The organism is Neorhizobium sp. AL 9.2.2 (assembly GCF_013317225.1).
GTDB classification, from domain to species: Bacteria; Pseudomonadota; Alphaproteobacteria; order Rhizobiales; family Rhizobiaceae; genus Neorhizobium; species Neorhizobium soli.
Genome location: NZ_JAALXU010000011.1, coordinates 61,104 through 81,456, shown reverse-complemented (window position 1 = coordinate 81,456; position 20,353 = coordinate 61,104). Strand labels below are relative to the sequence as shown.

Genomic DNA, 20,353 nt, shown 5'->3' with positions numbered 1-20,353 from the left:
CTCTCGGCATTGACTGGAAGGACAGTGTATCAAGAATCATCAAACCAGCAGCCTCAAGTTCTTCATCCGAGAGCTGGTCACAGTTGGAGGTGGAGAGCCTATCTGTCAATGTCATCTGCCTGTCTCCCGCCACTTGAGAGCGCCTTGTATTGGGCACACATGCGCTCATTCAACTACAGTCGAATACGTAAACAAAATTTTTGCTTAATTACAAAGGCGGCAGAATTGGTTCCATCTGCAACAATTAGGCCTTAATCGTTTCAGGTCGACGTACGTGCCTACGATTGCGAAAAAACAGGCCGGCCCGGCGGAGGGATTGTAAACTCATTTGAGTCTGCGTGAGCTTGTGACCCTTAACTGCCAAGCATTGCATATGATCAGGGACAGGTGGCGCCACCACCCCCTTTTGAGCGGGAATCGCACCACTCAGATTTTATCACTTGATTGAACTTCAGCCATTAATCTGACGTCTATGTAAAGGCCGACAAAAGTTGCCAAGCGTACTTGTAACATCACGTTTGTTTTGGATCATGCGATCGATTATGATTAGGCCGGCTTACCGTTCCCCAGAACTGCGCATGATATACTTGTGCTTCCTTCGTTTCCTAGCTAAGGGTCTCTCGCTGCCTCACCTTAAAGGCGGCAGCTTGAGAATTAGCAAGGGTTAGATAAACAGCTTGCCCGCTCGACGAGAGATCGATGATAGACGTCGAATCTCATGGCTTCATCCTTCGAGGTAAATTCGACCTTCGCACCGCACACATCGCCATCAACAATCTTGATGATGCGTTTCCATTGATAGCCCTGCAGGATGTGATAGACGTTCAGCGCGATGACCATTTTCGTCATGTACAAATACGCAGTGTTGGACTGATCCTCATTCAGGTTGCTAGGGTCAAGCAGGTCGCCAAAGTGCAGCCAGCCCGTCAAAGGTCTCTGCAGTAGACCTTGAATTTGTCCACGAACGACGTATGCGTCAAGTCGGACAAACGTTGTATTAATAACCGTCAAAGCGCACCTATCATCGTTAGCCCATCCTGGATGGCTGTAGGAGCAAAACGCGCGGTAACTCACTGAGCGAGAACGCCTGGAATACCTGGGCGTAATTTCACCCTGTTCTTCAATGAGATTCTCTCGGCAACACCTCAACGATGTTTCAGTTTTCCGGCATGTGGTTTCGAAGGTAACTGATGTTTTGCGGGTGCGAGGCGGCGTCGAAAGTAACACACGTCATACATTGCCCGATCGGAGCCGGCCGCGTACGTGTCCGTTGTGGGCGCGCAGATGGGACGTGATTGGAACGCTGCAATGAACCGAAGGCGCATGCACTGCCTTCCTGAGGACTTGCTGCTTCACTGAGCGCGGCTCTTCAGTCTGATGATTTCATTCGTAACATCGGAGGCGTCGAATGAAATCAATGCAACATCCCACGATTTGATGCGTGCTTGAGCGTGCGATTGGGAGATCGGAGATTGCGATGTGGAAAACTGCAGTGGTACAAGATGAACCAGCTGGCACGGACACGTTCCTGCGGACCACCAGCAATTTCCGTATTATTGGACTTGTGTCAGTCGGAGGCGCGCTGGTTTTCTACGATTTTGTCGTCTTTGCATTCCTTGCACCAGTGATTGGCAAACTCTTTTTTCCGGTGAGTGTAGCTCCGTGGCTTGCGACGGTGCAAAGCTTTGGCATATTCGCTGCCGGCTATTTCTTTCGACCACTCGGAGGGGTAGTTCTCGCACACTACGGAGACTTGTTTGGCCGCAAATATATTTTTGCGTTCTCTATAGTCCTCGTTTCAGGCGCAACCCTTGGGGTTGCTGTTTTGCCTACCTATTCCTCGATAGGCATTGCAGCACCTTTGATGCTGATCCTGCTCAGGGTTGTCCAAGGCATTGGGATCGGGGCAGAGGTGCCAGGCGCATGGACCCTGGTAGCGGAACAATCCTCGGCTCCGCGGATGGGAATTGGCTGCGGCCTTGTCTCCACTGGTCTGTCTGGAGGGATCTTGCTGGCTTCCGCAGTCGTTGCTTTTGTCACATGTGCGTTCTCAGACACGCAGATGGACGCCTTTGCCTGGCGAATCCCTTTCGTATTGGGTGCACTGTTCAGTATTCCAGCCATCTTCATTCGATGGCAACTGAAGGAGTCGCCAGGCTTCGCGTCTCTCCCGCGCCGCCACAAACTGGTCCCGGTCTTTCCACTGAAAGCTGTGCTCTGCGAACACCGCGACGCTGTTGTCTTATGCATGCTGATCACATGGGTCATTTCAGCTGGAATCCTAATCACAGGACTAATGACAGCTTCGCTCTTGCAGACGTCCTACGGAATTTCAGCGCATCACGCACTGTGGGCAGCCAGTATCGGAACCCTCGCTTTCATGTTTGGCACAATGATATCGGGACTTATGATCGACCGCATCGGTATCGGACCTAGCCTGATGGGGGGCAGTATCCAATTTGCATTCGCAAGTTACATCTTCTACTCGCTCGCGGGTTTTTCGATACCGATTTTGTACGCGCTTTATGCCTGGATGGGCTTTGCAGCCGGTATCATTGCGGCTGCACCATACATAATGGTCTTGTCATTCCCGCCCCGCGTACGAATGACTGGCATATCCTTTTCCTATAATATCGCTTATGCCTTCTTTGGAGGACTGACACCGGGACTAATTGCTTGGCTCGTGAAGCTGGACAGAATGGCACCTGCCTACTACCTGCTGTTCATCGCATGTCTTGCCTGGTCTATCGGCTGCTACATCTGTCGCCATCCCCGGATTTTGCAACCTGATTTAGAGCCGGTTCGCTGAACCGCGGCGCGAACTCGAACCGGTTCCCCTGGGCAAGAACGAACCGGGCCTGATTGTGCCGCCTCGTTGTTGTAAACCTGCGACTGTTAGCGCCTTGCGACTGAGCTTCACGACGGATTGTGCTCTGCCGCTTTTAAACCAATGAGCCAACCTCTCGTCGTTCGGCACTGTGCACGTATATTCTGATAATACGAAGGGATGGGTTAACGATACTCTCGTTCAATCGCTCGTCGATGTTGTTTCTGCGAGACTGTTTGTGCTTATCGAAGCTCTCGCTCTACTGCGCCGGAGGGGTCAAATCCCGCCGACTGCCCAGGCAGCGGTGCCCTTATGCTCGGCTAGAGACAGGGTTGCCAATCAAAACGCAACTACCAGGGTAGAACTTCATGAAAGCTACATCTGCCTTTTAAACTCCCCAGGGTGCGACAAAGTTACAGTTCACGCTAGTTGCCCGCCGTAAAGGAATCCGCTCAAGGCTTTTCTGACAACCTCCCGGCCCTGCTTTCAAATGTAACAAACTGTCGATGTTTGACATTCCAGCGAAACGTACTCCCGCAACATCCAACACAGACCGTCGTTCACATAGCAAACCTGTTCGTTATCGCGATTACCAGTGGCCGACACGCACCGTGTGGTGTTGCATTAAGAAAGCAAAACAGCCGTGAAGAACGTTCCCCTCGCTTATGACGACGAAGCAACTCGATCTCTGCTGACAGACTTGTCGCGATGTCTTGTTAGGGTAACTGCAATTCGAGACAACAGGAACGTGTCTCGAACCGTAATATGTGACCCTCCGGACCATGTGACCGTAGTCCGTAATGTGGGTCATTCGGACTGTAGAGAGGTGGTTAGGCGGATCGCTGCGCACCTAGAATCTCCGTTTGTTATTCTCAGTGACGACAGGCGTGATGAGACGAACAAGTTGGTTTGGCTGGAACTAGGTGCAGTTCCATATACCACCAAACTAATCGGTGTACGGAAATTGCGCGCCCACGTCGTATCCACTCTCCGCAGGGGGCGAAGAAGATGTTCAGGGTCGAAGTACGTCAAGTCTCACTACCCAGATAACTCGTCGCTTGATGGGGCAGATTGTATCTTCGATAAGGTTGTTTTGGTAGATCGAGCTAGGAGGGACCTTCAATTAAAAGGCCTGAAAATTTTATCAATGCCCTTGCTAGTGGCGCTCTCTCTGTTTGCACTCTCAACAACTGATCTGCATGCGGACGACAAGGGTGAAGCCGCTATTGCCCGAAAGCACGAGCCGCTTTCTCCACTGCCAACTGCACCTGTACTTAGCGAAACTAAGGTGCGCCTTGGGGGGCGTCTTTTTCATGATCCAATCCTCTCCGGACGACAAACCTTGGCTTGTAGTTCCTGCCATGACCTTGCTACTGGAGGAACGATCCGGGCTCAACGCACAGTTGGATATGAAGGCCGAATGCACGCTTTCAATGCGCCGACGATCTTTAACGTAGGCAACAATTACAGGCTGGGCTGGCGTGGCAAACATACCTCTTTGGAGGTTCAGAACGAGAATGTTCTTTTAGACACGAACCTGATGGCGAACGACTGGGAAACACTAATACCGCGACTGAGCGCCACGCCATTCTACCGAACGCAGTTCGCGTCAGTTTACAATAGCCAACCCAAGCGAGAAGCCGTTTTGGACGCGCTTGTCGCGTTCCAACGGTCGCTCGCAACACCAAACGCGCCCTTTGACCGCTTTCTGCAGGGCGAGCGCGACGCAATCACGTCAAGCCAGCAGTATGGATACAAGCTTTTCAAAGAGTACGGCTGTGTCTCTTGCCATCAGGGCTCAAACGTTGGCGGCAACATGTTTCAGATTTTCGGAGTCTTCGCGGATCCAACAACTGTCGATCTGCCCGCCTCGAAAACTCCTCAGTGGCCACTAAGCGCGGCACAACAAGATCAAGAAACGTTTCGGGTACCCAGTCTCCGAAATGTTGAGGTGACGGCCCCGTATTTTCACGATGGTCGGGCCGAAACTTTAAGCGAGGCGGTATCCATAATGGGAATCACCCAGTTAGGAAGAGAACTCGCAACAGATGAGATAGACGCAATCGTGGCCTTTCTTCAAAGCCTTACTGGAGACTATAATGGCAAGCGGCTCGAAACATCGGTCCACGAGGATCAGAGGTGAGGGCTGGTTTATTGCAGCAGCGACACTTGCCGCGATATTCCTAGCCGTCATTGCATCTGGACGAGATACAGGCAGGCCTTCTTATGAAGCTGTAATGATGACGCTACGCGCCGTCGATGTAAACCACGCTTCGTTGCAGCGTGATGTGCTGCGCGCTCGGGCTGGTCTATTGACGTCTTACGATCCTCTTGTGGAATCGGTTGTTGCTTTACGAAGCACAGTTGCTACGCTGAGTGACCTATTTAACGGGTCAGGCATTGCGTCGAGCGCCGACCTCAAGCAACTTTTATTTGAACTTCAGTCAGGTATTGAGGCCGACGAGGCTCTAATTGAGAAGTTTAAGACACGAAATGCTTTGCTTCAAAACTCTATTTCGGTATTTGGCCAGACACTCACAGAGCTACATCAATCTTTCAGTCCACAAGTAAAACTGGCTTTGGCGCAAGTCGGAGATTTGGGGAACTTGATGCTCAGGTTCTCAACTGGTCCGACTGCGGATTTGAGAGACGCAATAGCCACGCGCCTCAATCAGTTGAACGCGGCAACGGCTGTGTCTACTTCATCCAGAGAGGCGCAGACCCTTACTGCGCACGCCAACATGATCCTCTCCATACTACCAACTGTGGACGAGAAGGTCGACATGGTTCAAGCATCGCCCACTCCGGCGCGAGCGGGGCTGCTTCAATCACGATATCTTGAGGTCGCCGCAGAAGCGAACTCAAAGGCGGCGGCAAGCCGTATGCTCTTGGGAGTCACCGCTATTGGCCTCTGTATCTACGTCTTTGTGCTCGTCTACCGTCTCCGCAAGCAAACAAAGCGACTAAAACGTCGACTGCATTTTGAGCAAGTAGTCGCAGACATCAAAGCTGACATGTTCAACGCCGCTCCGCGTGATTTTCCAGAGTTCATGGAGCGAGCCCTGAAGGTGCTCAACTGCTTTTTTAGCTCCGAGACCTGTGGTTTCGCTATTATCGATACTGTCGCTAGTGACATTCGAAATCTCTACATGTTGCATGACGAAGGCGATACTGGCAGTCGCGATCTGGCTCTCCAGTTCGCAACCTTTCTGCAGAGCCATAGCCAGGTCGCTCCATCAGGCACAGACCATGCGATTCATGTGAATCTATTGAGGACGGACGAGCTAACTTTTACCAGAAACGCTATAATCTCTGGCTTTATCGTCGGTTCACATTTGCCGGACGGGCTTGTCGCAACTTTGCTATTCGTGCTGGACGTTCCTCGATCCAAACTCGGAGCAGACGAAATCACGCTGGTAAAGGCAAGCTTACAGATCCTGATGGAGTTTGTTGAGACAAACCGTCGCCAACAGGAGAACGATGCACTTGAACATCGGCTCGAGCATTCTCTGAGACTAGAGGCAGTTGGCACATTAGCCGGTGGGATCGCTCATGAGTTCAATAATGTTCTGGGCGCGATCCTTGGCTATGGTGAGATGGCGCTGCAGTTGCTCAGCAAACCGTCGATGACACGACACTACGTGCAGGAGGTCCTTACAAGCGGCGAGAGAGCAAAGCATATAGTCGACCAAATCCTTACGTTCAGTCGTAAAAGGGAACGCGCGATGAAGCCCTTCAACGTGTCCGAGGCTGTGGCCGACATCATGCCACTTCTCCAGGTCACTCTTGGAAGCACGGTTACTTTGAACGCTCGTATCAGCGACGAACCTGCGGTCATTGAAGGCAACCCGGTGCAGGTGCACCAGCTTGTTTTGAACCTTTGTAAAAATGCTATGGAAGCGTCTTCGCGAAATCAAGAGGTTGAGGTTGAGGTGAAGCATGTTGCATCTACTAGAAAACTGGTTCTTTCTCATAGCGAAATCGCGCCTGGCAGGTATGTCTGCTTGTCGGTGCAGGATCACGGGCAAGGCATTCCCCGGCACGTACTCCCCCACGTGTTCGAACCATTTTACACCACGAGATCGACTTCGGGCGGCACGGGCCTTGGCCTTTCTGCGGTTCACGGGATCGTTTCCGGTTTCGGTGGAAGTATCCACGTCGAAAGCTCCCCAAGCTCGGGCACGCGTTTTGAGCTTTACTTTCCAGTAAGCCCTCTGCCACCCCTTCCCCTACGCAGCTTTTACGATGACCGCGCGGTACCGAAGGGCAATGGCGAGCGGATCATGATCTTAGAAAAAGATACATCATTACTCGAGATGTACGAAGAGAAGGTGGCAGCGCTTGGCTATGAACCTCTTGGTTATTGCGACCTTCATGTCTTGGAGGATGCGATAAAACATAGCGGAGCGCCGCCGGATATCCTTATCATCGACACGGGTTTTGTTACTTCTGAGCAGCCGTTAAAGACCCTCAGGTCCAAGTTGCCTGCCGGGCGGTATCTTCTTCTCGTAGAAGACGACGATGGGATCGGTCCAACCGAATCCGATGCCATTTTGAAGAAACCGTTTAGCTCAAAAACTCTCGCCTTTGCCATCGCTGATATTATTCACTCTTTGTCGTGAAGCGACTCTAGCAAGTAGCGAGAAATGCCCGTGAACCGCCCCGGGTTTGCCGGAGGCCATCCGTTTAAAATATGCGGCCATGGCTGATTCTTCCAGCCTGGCGTGATACTGCTCTTCAGCTTCGGCTGGCGGTATGTTTCCAATGGGCCCCAGGAGGCCCCGGTGGTTGAACCAGTCTACCTCTTCCAGGGTAGCGAACTCGACCGCTTCGAAGCCCTCCATGGTCCCTGGCGATGGATGACTTCAGCCTTGTAGAGACCGTTGATCGTTTCGGCGAAGGCGTTGTCGGAACTGTCGCCGACGCTTCCGGCTGAGGGCTCGATCCCAGCTTCTGCCAACCGCTCGGAATACTGGATGGACACGTATTGGACGCCACGATCCGAGTGATGCACGAGGTCGCCACCATGAGCGGGACGCCGATCATGAAGAGCCTGCTCCATGGCATCGAGGACAATGCCAGCATGTGCCGTCCGGCTCGCCCGCCATCCAACGAAGCGACGAGCAAACACGTCGATGGAATCTGCACAAAAGCGCAGCACTTGTCGCATGGCCACGTAGGCAAAACCCTGCCATGTGGCAACGTAGGTGAAGTCCGAAACCCGCAGCCTGTTTGGTGCTAGGGCTTTGAACTGGCGGTTAACCGGGTCAAGCGGGCTTGGAGCCGTCTTGTCTGAGAACGTCGTGCGGATCGGCTTTCCTCGAATGAGGCCTTTGCTGGATCATCGACCTCATAAGCCTGACAATACTGCACGGGCGAGGTCAAAGCCTTCACGCTACAATTGCCGCCAGACCTTACGAACGTACGAACGCCATAGAGGCGGAAGTTCTGTTCGAAGACACGACGTATCTCGATCTTCAGGCCGATAACGCTGCGCGCACGGATCGCAAGCGATCCACTTCCAGACGTTTGGCGACATCCTCATAGTAGGTCTATGGGGCGATCGGCAAAAGTCTGCAGATCGGCTCGACCCTGAAAACACCACGCTGTTCGTCGATGAACGAAATTCCAATCGGCCCCGCGAGGTCGTCAGTGCTAAGACCTGCATCAACGCTGACCGCAACTTGGTTAGCGTTGAGCCGGAACATTCTCTGGGCGGTTGGCGTAGGCTTGATTTACCACTGAAGCCTCAACAGCGGCTTTCTGTTCGCGCGAATCCCTGTAGTGGGCGATGTTGCTAATTGCGTGAATAACCGGCATCGCAATTCCCTTCGCTTGAGCGAGTTCGATGACTGCATCGCAGATGGTTGCAAGCTCCAACTTTCGCCCACGTTCCAAGTCCTGCAACATGGATGTCCTCACGTCTCCCATCTTTTGTCCCAGCTCCATTATCGAGCCTGGATCCGTTTCGAGTGATGCTCCATAGGCTCGGACCACTGGGAGGACCTCGCAGAGCATCTGACCACTAACACCTGCTAAAAATTCATCTGCGAAATTTTCCCGCAATGTCGCCCCGGTTATAGCCGTAAGTGGGTTGGAGATCAGATTTCTCACCACCTTCGTCCATACCGCGTCCCTTATACGCGGTGCGACGCGTGTGACGATACCGGCTTTCTCAAGGACCGACATCACTTCACCTAGTCTAGGTGTCACGCGGTCGTCCAACTCACCAAGCGTCATCTGCAAAGGGTTGAACGTGGTTGAAGATCCCCGGTCAATCCGTTCGGCTGTTATCAAAGTGGTCGAACCAACGATCTGACGAGAAGGTACGATCCGCTTCAACACGTTGCTAGGATCCGCGGAGTGTAGCTGCGCACCGTCCCAGTTACCGTTTACACCGTCGAAGTACCACCAAGGCAAGCCGTTGATTACTGGGATAACGATCGTACTCGACGAAATGATATGACGGATGGAAACAGCGAGCTCGGGCAGATCATGAGATTTCGAGCAAAGGAATAATATATCAGCCCGTTTGAACTCGGCAGCCACGCCAACATCAGCCTGCAAGTGGTAGCATCCATCTTTGTCCACCAGTCGCAGGCCATTCTTCCTGATGAATGAGGCACCATCCTCCCGCGCGATCAAGCCGACGGAATAACCACCAAGCATTAGACGCGCAGCGAGCGTCAATCCAATCGCTCCCGCACCGGCCACGCAAATGGTGGGACCTTTCTCTCTTTGTTGCATTACCTGGACCATCTATTTTCCAATCGTTGAGATGGTGGACAGTGGCTTTGAGAGATGTCTATCGAATTTCAACTTGGTACTATGGCGCTACAAGTGCCATTCAGCCGCCGCGTTGTGATGCCACCATAGACGATTGGAGCGTATTTGAAGGCTTTCGACCAGACACATAAAGGTAGCACAGTCTTTCATCCGCAGCCTCACTGCACGCCGGCTCCTAACCACGACAGCCCGGCACCTGTAGCTGTGCAAGATCGCAAAGCACGTCCAGATGTCCTGTTACAACAGCTGGCCGCGTCCCCACTCGACGCTCTCTGGGTGCGGAGGCGGGGCTTCGATGAGCCTTACCTCTTGGTGCGGTGCATTACCTTTACCTCGGCATCGAACAGATAACCGGCACCGCGTTCGGTCTTGATCAGGCTCGCTTGGCAGGGTCGACCTCAAGCTTTCGGCGCAAACGAAGGATCAGGACGTCGATGCTGCGATCGAAGACCTCTTCATTGTGGACACGACTTGCCGAAAGGAGCTGCTCTCGGGACAGGATCTGGCGCGGCGATCGGAGGAACGCCGTCAGCAGGTTGAATTCGCCGGCAGTGAGCTTCACCTCCTCGCCGTCATAGACAAGCCTGCGACGCTTGATGTTGAGCTCCCATCCGTCGAACTCGTAAACGGTCCTGTCTTTCTTTATGCCGATGGCGGGTCGCTCGCGCAGCGACGACCGCACGCGGGCCAGCAGCTCCCGGGTTCCGAAAGGCTTGGTGATGTAGTCGACAGCGCCGAGTTCCAGCCCGACCACCTTGTCGGCCTCTTCCAGGCGATCTCCGCTGATGATGATGATCGGGCAATCCGATGTGCTTGAAAGCTTGCGCACGATATCCAGACCGTCTTCCCGCCCAAGGTTGAGATCCACGATCAACAGGTCCACTTCGTCCGTGCTGAGAACTCTTTGCAAGTCCTGGCTGCCGCTGAGCCCGGTTACTCTCAGGGCATGCTGGGAGAGATAGTCTGTCAGCAGGCTGCGGATGGCGAGATCGTCGTCGATGACCAGTACGTGCTTCACGTCAGTGCTCCCATGGCGCCACGAGCGGCTGCGTCAGCATTGGATGGCCGGAACGCCGGCCTCCCTCAGGAAGCCATAACGCTTCGAGACGTCGCCTGCCGAACATCCGGTCACTGTGTGTCCACATCTCCTGCTTCTGTTTGCGGCATCTGCAGGTCAGGCCTTCGAGCAAAATGCTCATCGCGCCAATCCTTCTATATTATGAGAATGACTCACGATANCTCGACCATTAAATTACTACAATGATCATTTTTATCATTTTTATCATTTAATAGTGATCGTATAACCGCTTATCACTCTGGGCTGCCGTCACGGCATTCCTTAGTGACTTCCCCTTCCTCCCGGCCCACAACATCACCCGGAAGGGGAAAATACGGTGACCAATAAATGGACGCAGCAGCCGCAGAACCGAACGCCTCTAAGATGACGATCGTCACCCGTCGGTAATCGATGCTGTCCAGTCCTCGATGAAGGCTGAGTGCAGAACGGCCGAGAAATTTCAGTGCTAAAAACAACTACCTACTCCGCAGAAAAAGAAAGGGACCGGATTGAGATGCGTGCAGCGGCAGCTTCGCCGCGCTCGCCACGAAGCCTTTCCGGCTAGCGCCACCGAACGACGAGCTCTTCGACCTGGCGGATGCCAGCGTGTCCGTGGATGCGCAGGCTCTGGTCCTGTGTTTGGAGTCTTGGAAGGGACGTGCAAAGGGCAGCCAACGCTTCTTCCATCTCGATCCTTGCCAGCGCTTCACCCAAGCACCTGTGCTCTCCACCACCGAACACGGGGTGCCACCTGCCCACCGGGCGCAAGAGATTGAACTGATCCGGATCCGCGAAGATCTGAGGATCCCTGAGGCCCGACATGGTGGAGAGGATGACCGGTCTCCCCTTCGGGATCACATAATCGTCGAGGCAGATATCCTCGACGGAGAGCCGCGGGATCGATGCCACGGCCGGCTCATACCGGAGCGATTCCAGCACCGCAGCCGGCACCAGTGCCGGCCGGTCGCGCAAGACCTGCCACAAGCCGTCCCGCCGATCGAGCAGAAGCCCGACCATGATGACGATTGCAGCCCGCGTCGTGTCGGTTCCGCCCAGTACGACTGAGACGATCTGCATGATGGCTTCCACCGCCGATAGCTCTCCCGCCTGATCGACGCTTGCGACGTAGTCCGACAGAAAATCCCCCTGCGGCTGCCGGCGGCGATCGTCAATCAGTGCTGCGACATAGGCGGAAAGCTCGCTGGTGGCTGCCTCAATGTCCGGCAGGTCTGCTTGCGTCCAAGAGGTCGTCAGCACCTTCGAGACCCTGTAAGCCATGGAGGTAAAGAGCGGAACGTCGGACCTCGGAATACCGAGGATCGAAGCGATGGTGATCGCCGGAATAGCGGCAGCATAATCGTCCCGCAGACGCATCTCTCCATCGCAGAGCGACGTCGCCACGAGTTCGTCGGCGAGCGACCGGACGCTGGGGCGCAGACCTTCCATCATCCGGAAGGCAAAGCTGCGCGACAAAGGCTGACGCCGGCGCCGGTGCGTATCGCCGTTCGAAAACAGCATGCTGTTCGACACCAGCTCCATGACCGGGCCGCTGGCAATACCCCTCATCCGCAAAAGCTCCGTCTCGATCTGCCGCGTGCGGGGATCGCTGACCAGACTTTGGACATCATCCGCGCGCAGCACGAGGAATGCGCCGTCTTCGCGTTGAACAAACGGAAATTCGGGACGCAGATCCCTGTAGAGTTCGTGGGGTGCGGCGTTGAGAGCCGCGAAGGTCAGAACGGGTGGGGATGCATTGTTTCTGGATGGCATGGGCATGGTGAAGGGAGGCCTCTTTCATTGAGCAAGCCGGTTCTTGGGCACTCGTGATGCTGGGTTCTTTCAAGACGCGACAATGCGGTTTCATCTGTAGGACAGCCTGCACCACGGCGACCCGCTTCAGCTGGCTTCCGAAGCGCGTACTGAGAATGTGTGCAGTCCGGCCGTTCGCCTCGGAGAGGACCGCGCCGTGGCAATCACAGCTGCCAGCGGACCGGGCAGCCGGTCGTCTTGCGGACGAAGTGGTGGCCATGAAATGCCGGTTCGCTGTCCAGCCGAAGGCCGAGAAGTCGCTCCACCAGGACAGATAGACCTTCTTCCAGCTCGGCCCTTCCGAGCGCGTCGGCGACGCATTGATGGGCCCCGCCCCCGAAGGCCAGCCGCGCCAGCTTCAGGTTCGGCCGCGAGATATCGAAGGCATCGGCTCGATCGAAGACACGTTCGTCACGCAGGGCAGACAGGGTCGACAAGATCACCAGTTGCCCTGATGGCAATCTCCAGCCATCGATGTCGATCTCCTCGACGGAGACCCGTACGACACCTGCGATGCCTGGCTCGAAGCGCAGGCCCTCGGCAACGGCATTCGGCACGAGTGTCGGGTCAGCGCAGACGACGCTCCATTGTTCCGGCTCGGAAAGAAGGTGCACAGTCTGCGCAACAAGCGCTGTTCTGACTGACTCCGTCCCGCCGATGATGAGCTGGACGATCTGCACCAGGGCTTCCAGCCTTGTCAGTCCATCAGCCTGCGAAAGCGCCAGGTAGCGGTAGAGGAAACTCTCCGGCCTGCAAGCCTCCGGGTGCTTCATATGGCGATCGAGATAGCTTCGCAGCCGAAGTGCTGCATGTTCGGCCTCTGCGACGGCTCGCTCCGTCGGGCCAGGCCGAAAGAACTCGTTCATCGCATGAACGTGCTGCATGAAGGACGAGACGTCCGCGTCCGGGATCTCGAGCAGACCGGCCAGCGCAAGGATCGGAAGCTTGGCGGCATAGCCGGACGTCAGGTCCAGACTTCCGCTGTCATAACATGCATCGATCAGGGCATCGGCCGAGCGACGCACATGCTGTCGAAACTCTTCCGCCATCTGATGCGCCAGAGATCTCGACAGGGGTGAGCGACGGCGCGCATGAACATCGCCATTGGCCGTCAGCATGCCGTGCTGGAAAATGTCGAACAGGGCACCCTGCATGATCCCGGCCTGAGCCGGCATCGCCGTTTCGGTTGCCTGCAACCGCGAGTCACGCATGAGACGACTGACATCGTCATAGCGAAGGACCATGTATCCGCCTGTGTCGAGCGCAATAAACGGATGGGTCTGGCGATATCGGGACAATGTTCCGTGTACGTCGGATTCAAGATCGGATGACGCTACGACAGGGATAGTACGAATGTTGTCTAACACTGGGTCTTCGCCTTTCGAGATCGCAAGATCCATTCGAGTGAATGCTGGGTGTCGGGCCGAAAGCGGTCTGCTCACGCCATGACTTTTGGCGATCGCGGAAGGCCGGAGCCCTCCGCTAATTGTTTCATCGATGCTTTGGTGTTCACTCAGAGTTCGTGCTGCGTGCGGATGAGATCCGCTGCTCTCTCGCCGATGACCACGCACGGCGCCATGATGTTGCCGGTCGGGATGCGCGGCATGATCGAGGCATCTGCGATGCGCAGACCTTTGATGCCGTAAACCTTCAACTGGTGATCGACCACCGACATCTCGTCGCGCCCCATCTTGGCCGTGCAGGACTGGTGCCAGTAGGTGATCGCCGACCGGCGGATGAAGTCGACAAGGCCTTTCCGGTCACGGGCACCGGGGGCGGTCTCGCCCGTCACCAATGGAGCGAAGGCGGCACCGTTTCCGAGCTCGCGGCAGAGCTCGACAGCGGCGATCGCGGCAACCATGTCCTCGGGTTCGCTGAGCGAGTTGGGCTCGATCAGCATGGCGTCACTCACGCCCGCACCGGAGAGCCTCAATCGGCCACGGCTCTTCGGCTGCGCCAGCCCGGCGAACATGGTCCACCCGTGCTCGGGCGTTTCCAGTGCAGCTTCGGCGGGCGACGGCACGGGAAATTCCAGCTGGCACTTCATGAGGTTCGGCTGCAGCAGGCGGGAATCGCACTTCAAGTACAGCGTTGCTTTGGATCCGGCACCGCCGACACTTTCCGGGTTGCGGTATGCCCAGGTACATCCGAAGGCGATGTGGTCCTGGTGGTTCTGACCGACGCCCGGCAGATGCTGGACGAAGGGGATCCCGTGGGCCGACAACTCCTCCACGAATCCAATCACAGATTGCATCAGGACCTTCAGCGTGTTCACGGCGCCGAGCGAGAGGATCGTTTCGTAGTTTGCCCTGAACCGGCGGCGCTGTCCGCCAACCAGGACTTCGACTCCGACCACTCTCTTGCCTTCAAACAACAGGCGAGACACCATTGCACCGGTCATGACCGTCAGGTTGCGCTTGGCCACAAGCGGCGACACGTAGGACTGAAAGACAGACTCTCGCTTGCCATCGCGGATCCGCAGTTCCGCGATAGACGCGCCGCCCTCACCTTCCATCATAGCCCCGTTCGGGCTGTCGAAGACAGGTATTCCCAGCGCTTCGGCAGACTGCAGCAAGGCCTGGGCCACCGGCTGCGGAGCCTCCGGTTGAGCGATATAGGCCGGGCCTCCCGTACCACGCCGTATCGGATCAGGCGTTCCGCGCCAGTCTTCGATGCGACGGTAGTATTCAAGCACGGACTGATAGCCCCAGGCGTCGTCGCCGGATTCGGCTGCGAAGTGGTTCCAGTCTTCCTTGTGGCCTCTCGACCAGACCATCACGTTAATGCTCGATCCGCCCCCCAGCCCCTTGCCCATGCTCAAGGGCAGCTGCCGGCCTTCGAGGGCTGGGGCAGGCTGGCCGACAAATCCCCAGTCTCTCGATGAGCCCAGGTTGAGCGGCCATTGGGCCGGCTCCCGCACGCTGTCGACTTGATTGTCGCCTCCTGCTTCCAGGAGCAGGACGCGGGGCCCACCGCACTCGGCAAGCCGGGCGGCCACGACGGAGCCACTGGAGCCCGCGCCGCAGACGATAAAGTCAAAGACTTCAGGTGCCTGCTCTCTCAGAGCTTCTTCTTCGCATGCCTCTGGTTCTTGTGGCTTAGGCAGCATGGGGATCACCTTTCTTCGCAATTGGTACTGTTTTCAATGTCCGTAGAATCACAGGGATGCCGGACTGCGGATATCGACCATGCGTCTCGCCAGAGCATCCATTGGTGTTAGTCGACTAGCCGGTCGGCAGACGCGCCGAATGTTGCCGGAAGACACGTGGCCATGCCCACCGCAGAATCGGCTGCTCCGATGCCTGTACGGGAGAGCGTTGGTAACTGAAGCCTAACCTCGCGCAGCCTCCTTCGGCACAGCGTTTGACAACGAACATTAATGGATGCCGGTCACGTCGCTCGCCACTATCATCTAGCGCTCGCGTTCCTTGCAATGGACGACGCGAAACCCGGAGATGCCGATAGCCCGGAGGAGAGAGTCCGGCATGCGTCCCAGAAATCTCAAAACCCTGCCGCTTGTGCCGGGAGCGGAGGAAAAGGCGCACAACACCTTACATTCTTCTTGATAATCCGGCCTGAACAGCGGCCGATCCCAATCCGTCGCAGAACCCATTATCGCTAACGCGGCTGGCTTACCTGGATCAGCGATGCGAAAATGGTGCGCTCTCGAGTTCTTGTCGCTGTTTCCCGACTTGAGTGTTCATCTAGTCACAAGAAGTACGACGGGTTAAGGGTTGGCGAAGCCGCTGTAGCCAAGGAGCGGGACGTCGCACTGTGGATCGAACGCACTGACCTCCGTGCTTCGGGTGCAACCGATCCGGGTCTTGTACGGATGACCGTGCGCTTGATAGGTGACGTCTCGGCTGTGGCTGACGCATCCCGACAACGAGATGATGACGACAGCCAAAGCGGCATTCCGTTTGCTAAACATGGAAGGTCTCATTTTGAACGTTGGATCCGCGGTCATGTCGCGATCGAAGGGTAGTCGCGGTCTCGCCAGTGCCGCAATTTCAAGGCGAATTCCTTCTGGAACGACAAAGGACCGTGCACCTTCCTGTACGGCTCGTCGTAGATGCCGATGAAGATCGTCAGATTGAGAAAGAAGTGGGCGCCCATCTCGAACAGCGCGACGTAGTCATGATCGACCAATGCGTTTCGCTCCTTCTGCGTGAACACATGCGCCGTCGACGCCTCGGTTTCATTGCCGATCAGCTTCGGCCCGATCGACTGCTCCCAGGTAGCTACGAAGCCGCGCGGGCTCTCCATGTAGCGTGTGAGAAGGCGGGGATCGCGATCGACGGTGAAGAGGAACTTGTTGAGGTAATACTTGCTCATCGGGCGACCTCGCTCGGGTACCAGGTGAAGTAGGCTTCCATCGTGTGAAAGAGATCGAGGGAATCGACGTAATCGGCTTCGACGGCACCGGCGACGCCCAGCATCAGAATGAAATTCAGGAAGCCGTGTGTCGCATTGCCGCTCCGCTCCAGGCTCTCGTGATTAACCGATCCAAGGATGGCGTCGATATCGCCCGTTCGCAGCCACTCGATCGCCTGCCGGTCGAAGGCGGGGTCGGGCCCGGTCTCCATGAACTGCCTTGGGCCTCCGAGCTCAAGCGAGAGATGTCCGGTCCCGATCGCGGCAACCCTCGTTCCGGACGGATACTCCTCGATTGCCTTGCGGATAGCTCGCCCGAGGTCGAAGAACCGTTTCGGCGAGGCAAGCGGTGGCGCGAAGATGTTGGTGTAGATTGGCACGATCGGCAGATCGTTTTGTGGGCGCAGGGTAATGATGGGGCAGACGATCGAGTGATCGATCTTCAGCTCGTTCGAGAAGGCGAGATCGAAATCCTGGGCGAGCAGCGACTGGTGGATAAAACCGGACATGTCCTCATCGCCCGCAAGGACATATTTCGGCAAGCCGAACTCGCGCTCCTCGTTGTAGAAGGTGGCATCGTAGCGGGATGCCTTGCCGATCAGGAACTGCGGATAGTTGTCCAGAAAAATTTGGTGGAAGTGATCGGAGCCGATCATGACAAGGAGATCCGGGTTCGCCGATGTCAGCGTCTGCCGATAAGCCTCGACCTTGCGCTTCCATTCCGGAGCCTGCGGCATCTGGTCCTCGGGTGGCGCAGTGGTCGCCTTGAGGTAAAATGGGTGGTGGGTGGATGCGAGTGTCGCGACGAGTTTTGCCAAAGCGGTTCTCCTGTCCGGCTGGTGCATGTCAGCCATCCCTTGCAACTAAAGCGCGGGTGTCTTGCCCAAATGTCGAAGAGGGCGTTTTCGGTTTCGATTGAAACGGCATTCTGCAGCCTGGAGGCTTCGATGAACCTCACCCTTTGGTGCGGTGCATTACCTTTACCTCGGCATCGAACAGATAACCGGCACCGCGTTCGGTCTTGATCAGGCTCGGCTTGGCAGGGTCGACCTCCAGCTTTCGGCGCAAACGAAGGATCAGGACGTCGATGCTGCGATCGAAGACCTCTTCATTGTGGACACGACTTGCCGAAAGGAGCTGCTCTCGGGACAGGATCTGGCGCGGCGATCGGAGGAACGCCGTCAGCAGGTTGAATTCGCCGGCAGTGAGCTTCACCTCCTCGCCGTCATAGACAAGCCTGCGACGCTTGATGTTGAGCTCCCATCCGTCGAACTCGTAAACGGTCCTGTCTTTCTTTATGCCGATGGCGGGTCGCTCGCGCAGCGACGACCGCACGCGGGCCAGCAGCTCCCGGGTTCCGAAAGGCTTGGTGATGTAGTCGACAGCGCCGAGTTCCAGCCCGACCACCTTGTCGGCCTCTTCCAGGCGATCTCCGCTGATGATGATGATCGGGCAATCCGATGTGCTGGAAAGCTTGCGCACGATATCCAGACCGTCTTCCCGCCCAAGGTTGAGATCCACGATCAACAGGTCCACTTCGTCCGTGCTGAGAACTCTTTGCAAGTCCTGGCTGCCGCTGAGCCCGGTTACTCTCAGGGCATGCTGGGAGAGATAGTCTGTCAGCAGGCTGCGGATGGCGAGATCGTCGTCGATGACCAGTACGTGCTTCACGTCAGTGCTCCCATGGCGCCACGAGCGGCTGCGTCAGCATTGGATGGCCGGAACGCCGGCCTCCCTCAGGCAGCCATAACGCGTTTCGAGACGTCCCCTGCCGAACATCCGGTCACTGTGTGTCCACATCTCCTGCTTCTGTTTGCGGCATCTGCAGGTCAGACCTTCGAGCAAAATGCTCATTACGCCAATCCTTCTATATTGTGAGAATGACTCACGATAACTCGACCATTAAATTACTACAATGATCATTTTTATCATTTTTATCATTTAATAGTGATCGTATAACCGCTTATCACTCTGGGCTGCCGTCACGGCATTCCTTAGTGACTTCCCCTTCCTCCCGGCCCACAACATCACCCGGAAGGGGAAAATACGGTGACCAATAAATGGACGCAGCAGCCGCAGAACCGAACGCCTCTAAGATGACGATCGTCACCCGTCGGTAATCGATGCTGTCCAGTCCTCGATGAAGGCTGAGTGCAGAACGGCCGAGAAATTTCAGTGCTAAAAACAACTACCTACTCCGCAGAAAAAGAAAGGGACCGGATTGAGATGCGTGCAGCGGCAGCTTCGCCGCGCTCGCCACGAAGCCTTTCCGGCTAGCGCCACCGAACGACGAGCTCTTCGACCTGGCGGATGCCAGCGTGTCCGTGGATGCGCAGGCTCTGGTCCTGTGTTTGGAGTCTTGGAAGGGACGTGCAAAGGGCAGCCAACGCTTCTTCCATCTCGATCCTTGCCAGCGCTTCACCCAAGCACCTGTGCTCTCCACCACCGAACACGGGGTGCCACCTGCCCACCGGGCGCAAGAGATTGAACTGATCCGGATCCGCGAAGATCTGAGGATCCCTGAGGCCCGACATGGTGGAGAGGATGACCGGTCTCCCCTTCGGGATCACATAATCGTCGAGGCAGATATCCTCGACGGAGAGCCGCGGGATCGATGCCACGGCCGGCTCATACCGGAGCGATTCCAGCACCGCAGCCGGCACCAGTGCCGGCCGGTCGCGCAAGACCTGCCACAAGCCGTCCCGCCGATCGAGCAGAAGCCCGACCATGATGACGATTGCAGCCCGCGTCGTGTCGGTTCCGCCCAGTACGACTGAGACGATCTGCATGATGGCTTCCACCGCCGATAGCTCTCCCGCCTGATCGACGCTTGCGACGTAGTCCGACAGAAAATCCCCCTGCGGCTGCCGGCGGCGATCGTCAATCAGTGCTGCGACATAGGCGGAAAGCTCGCTGGTGGCTGCCTCAATGTCCGGCAGGTCTGCTTGCGTCCAAGAGGTCGTCAGCACCTTCGAGACCCTGTAAGCCATGGAGGTAAAGAGCGGAACGTCGGACCTCGGAATACCGAGGATCGAAGCGATGGTGATCGCCGGAATAGCGGCAGCATAATCGTCCCGCAGACGCATCTCTCCATCGCAGAGCGACGTCGCCACGAGTTCGTCGGCGAGCGACCGGACGCTGGGGCGCAGACCTTCCATCATCCGGAAGGCAAAGCTGCGCGACAAAGGCTGACGCCGGCGCCGGTGCGTATCGCCGTTCGAAAACAGCATGCTGTTCGACACCAGCTCCATGACCGGGCCGCTGGCAATACCCCTCATCCGCAAAAGCTCCGTCTCGATCTGCCGCGTGCGGGGATCGCTGACCAGACTTTGGACATCATCCGCGCGCAGCACGAGGAATGCGCCGTCTTCGCGTTGAACAAACGGAAATTCGGGACGCAGATCCCTGTAGAGTTCGTGGGGTGCGGCGTTGAGAGCCGCGAAGGTCAGAACGGGTGGGGATGCATTGTTTCTGGATGGCATGGGCATGGTGAAGGGAGG

12 protein-coding genes and 2 pseudogenes are annotated in these 20,353 nt (G+C 56.3%); 3 read left to right on the top strand and 11 right to left on the bottom strand.

The window, feature by feature from the left end; genetic code table 11:
• Positions 1 to 654 precede the first annotated feature (654 nt).
• Positions 655 to 930, bottom strand: a complete 276-nt coding sequence (locus tag G6K99_RS22810; RefSeq protein WP_174198063.1) for a hypothetical protein — start codon at positions 928 to 930, stop codon at positions 655 to 657.
• A gap of 547 nt (positions 931 to 1,477) precedes the next feature.
• Between G6K99_RS22810 and G6K99_RS22805 the strand changes: the two genes are divergently transcribed.
• The 3 genes from G6K99_RS22805 to G6K99_RS22795 all read left to right on the top strand — a co-directional run bounded on the left by G6K99_RS22805 (position 1,478) and on the right by G6K99_RS22795 (position 7,449).
• Complete coding sequence (locus tag G6K99_RS22805) at positions 1,478 to 2,809, top strand: MFS transporter (RefSeq protein ID WP_174198062.1); 1,332 nt, start codon at positions 1,478 to 1,480, stop codon at positions 2,807 to 2,809.
• Between the two features lie 1,165 nt (positions 2,810 to 3,974).
• Positions 3,975 to 4,970, top strand: a complete 996-nt coding sequence (locus tag G6K99_RS22800) for a cytochrome-c peroxidase (RefSeq protein ID WP_174198061.1) — start codon at positions 3,975 to 3,977, stop codon at positions 4,968 to 4,970.
• Positions 4,927 to 7,449, top strand: coding sequence for a two-component system VirA-like sensor kinase (locus tag G6K99_RS22795; protein WP_174198060.1), 2,523 nt, complete (start codon positions 4,927 to 4,929; stop codon positions 7,447 to 7,449). The genes G6K99_RS22800 and G6K99_RS22795 overlap by 44 nt, the downstream gene beginning before the upstream one ends.
• Here G6K99_RS22795 and G6K99_RS22790 read toward each other — a convergent pair.
• The 10 genes and pseudogenes from G6K99_RS22790 to G6K99_RS22745 form a co-directional block, all read right to left on the bottom strand.
• Positions 7,399 to 8,454, bottom strand: a pseudogene (locus G6K99_RS22790) (IS3 family transposase); the annotation flags it as partial. The gene G6K99_RS22795 and the pseudogene G6K99_RS22790 sit on opposite strands and share 51 nt — an antisense overlap.
• 61 nt (positions 8,455 to 8,515) lie before the next feature.
• The gene (locus G6K99_RS22785; RefSeq protein ID WP_174198059.1) at positions 8,516 to 9,586 is read right to left on the bottom strand and encodes a ketopantoate reductase family protein; all 1,071 of its coding nucleotides are present in this window, start codon (positions 9,584 to 9,586) and stop codon (positions 8,516 to 8,518) included.
• A 329-nt stretch (positions 9,587 to 9,915) separates the two neighbouring features.
• Positions 9,916 to 10,631 (bottom strand): annotated as a pseudogene (locus tag G6K99_RS22780) (response regulator).
• A 600-nt stretch (positions 10,632 to 11,231) separates the two neighbouring features.
• A complete protein-coding gene (locus tag G6K99_RS22775) occupies positions 11,232 to 12,446 on the bottom strand; it encodes a cytochrome P450 (RefSeq protein WP_174198054.1) in 1,215 nt (404 codons plus the stop codon).
• 197 nt (positions 12,447 to 12,643) lie between these two features.
• Positions 12,644 to 13,723, bottom strand: coding sequence for a cytochrome P450 (locus G6K99_RS22770; RefSeq protein WP_174198053.1), 1,080 nt, complete (start codon positions 13,721 to 13,723; stop codon positions 12,644 to 12,646).
• A gap of 269 nt (positions 13,724 to 13,992) precedes the next feature.
• Positions 13,993 to 15,588, bottom strand: coding sequence for a GMC family oxidoreductase (locus G6K99_RS22765; protein ID WP_174198058.1), 1,596 nt, complete (start codon positions 15,586 to 15,588; stop codon positions 13,993 to 13,995).
• An 854-nt stretch (positions 15,589 to 16,442) separates the two neighbouring features.
• Entirely contained in the window at positions 16,443 to 16,814 is a 372-nt protein-coding gene (locus G6K99_RS22760) for a hypothetical protein (RefSeq protein ID WP_174198057.1), read from the bottom strand.
• Positions 16,811 to 17,671 (bottom strand): extradiol ring-cleavage dioxygenase, encoded by an 861-nt coding sequence (locus G6K99_RS22755; protein ID WP_174198056.1) that lies wholly within the window; start codon positions 17,669 to 17,671, stop codon positions 16,811 to 16,813. Before G6K99_RS22755 ends, G6K99_RS22760 begins: the two co-directional genes overlap by 4 nt.
• 136 nt (positions 17,672 to 17,807) lie before the next feature.
• Positions 17,808 to 18,524: a response regulator gene (locus G6K99_RS22750; RefSeq protein ID WP_174198055.1), complete on the bottom strand. Its 717-nt coding sequence runs from the start codon at positions 18,522 to 18,524 to the stop codon at positions 17,808 to 17,810.
• A 602-nt stretch (positions 18,525 to 19,126) separates the two neighbouring features.
• Positions 19,127 to 20,341 carry a cytochrome P450 gene (locus G6K99_RS22745; RefSeq protein ID WP_174198054.1) on the bottom strand — a complete coding sequence of 405 codons (1,215 nt, stop codon included), beginning with the start codon at positions 20,339 to 20,341 and terminating at the stop codon, positions 19,127 to 19,129.
• Between the last annotated feature and the right edge of the window lie 12 nt (positions 20,342 to 20,353).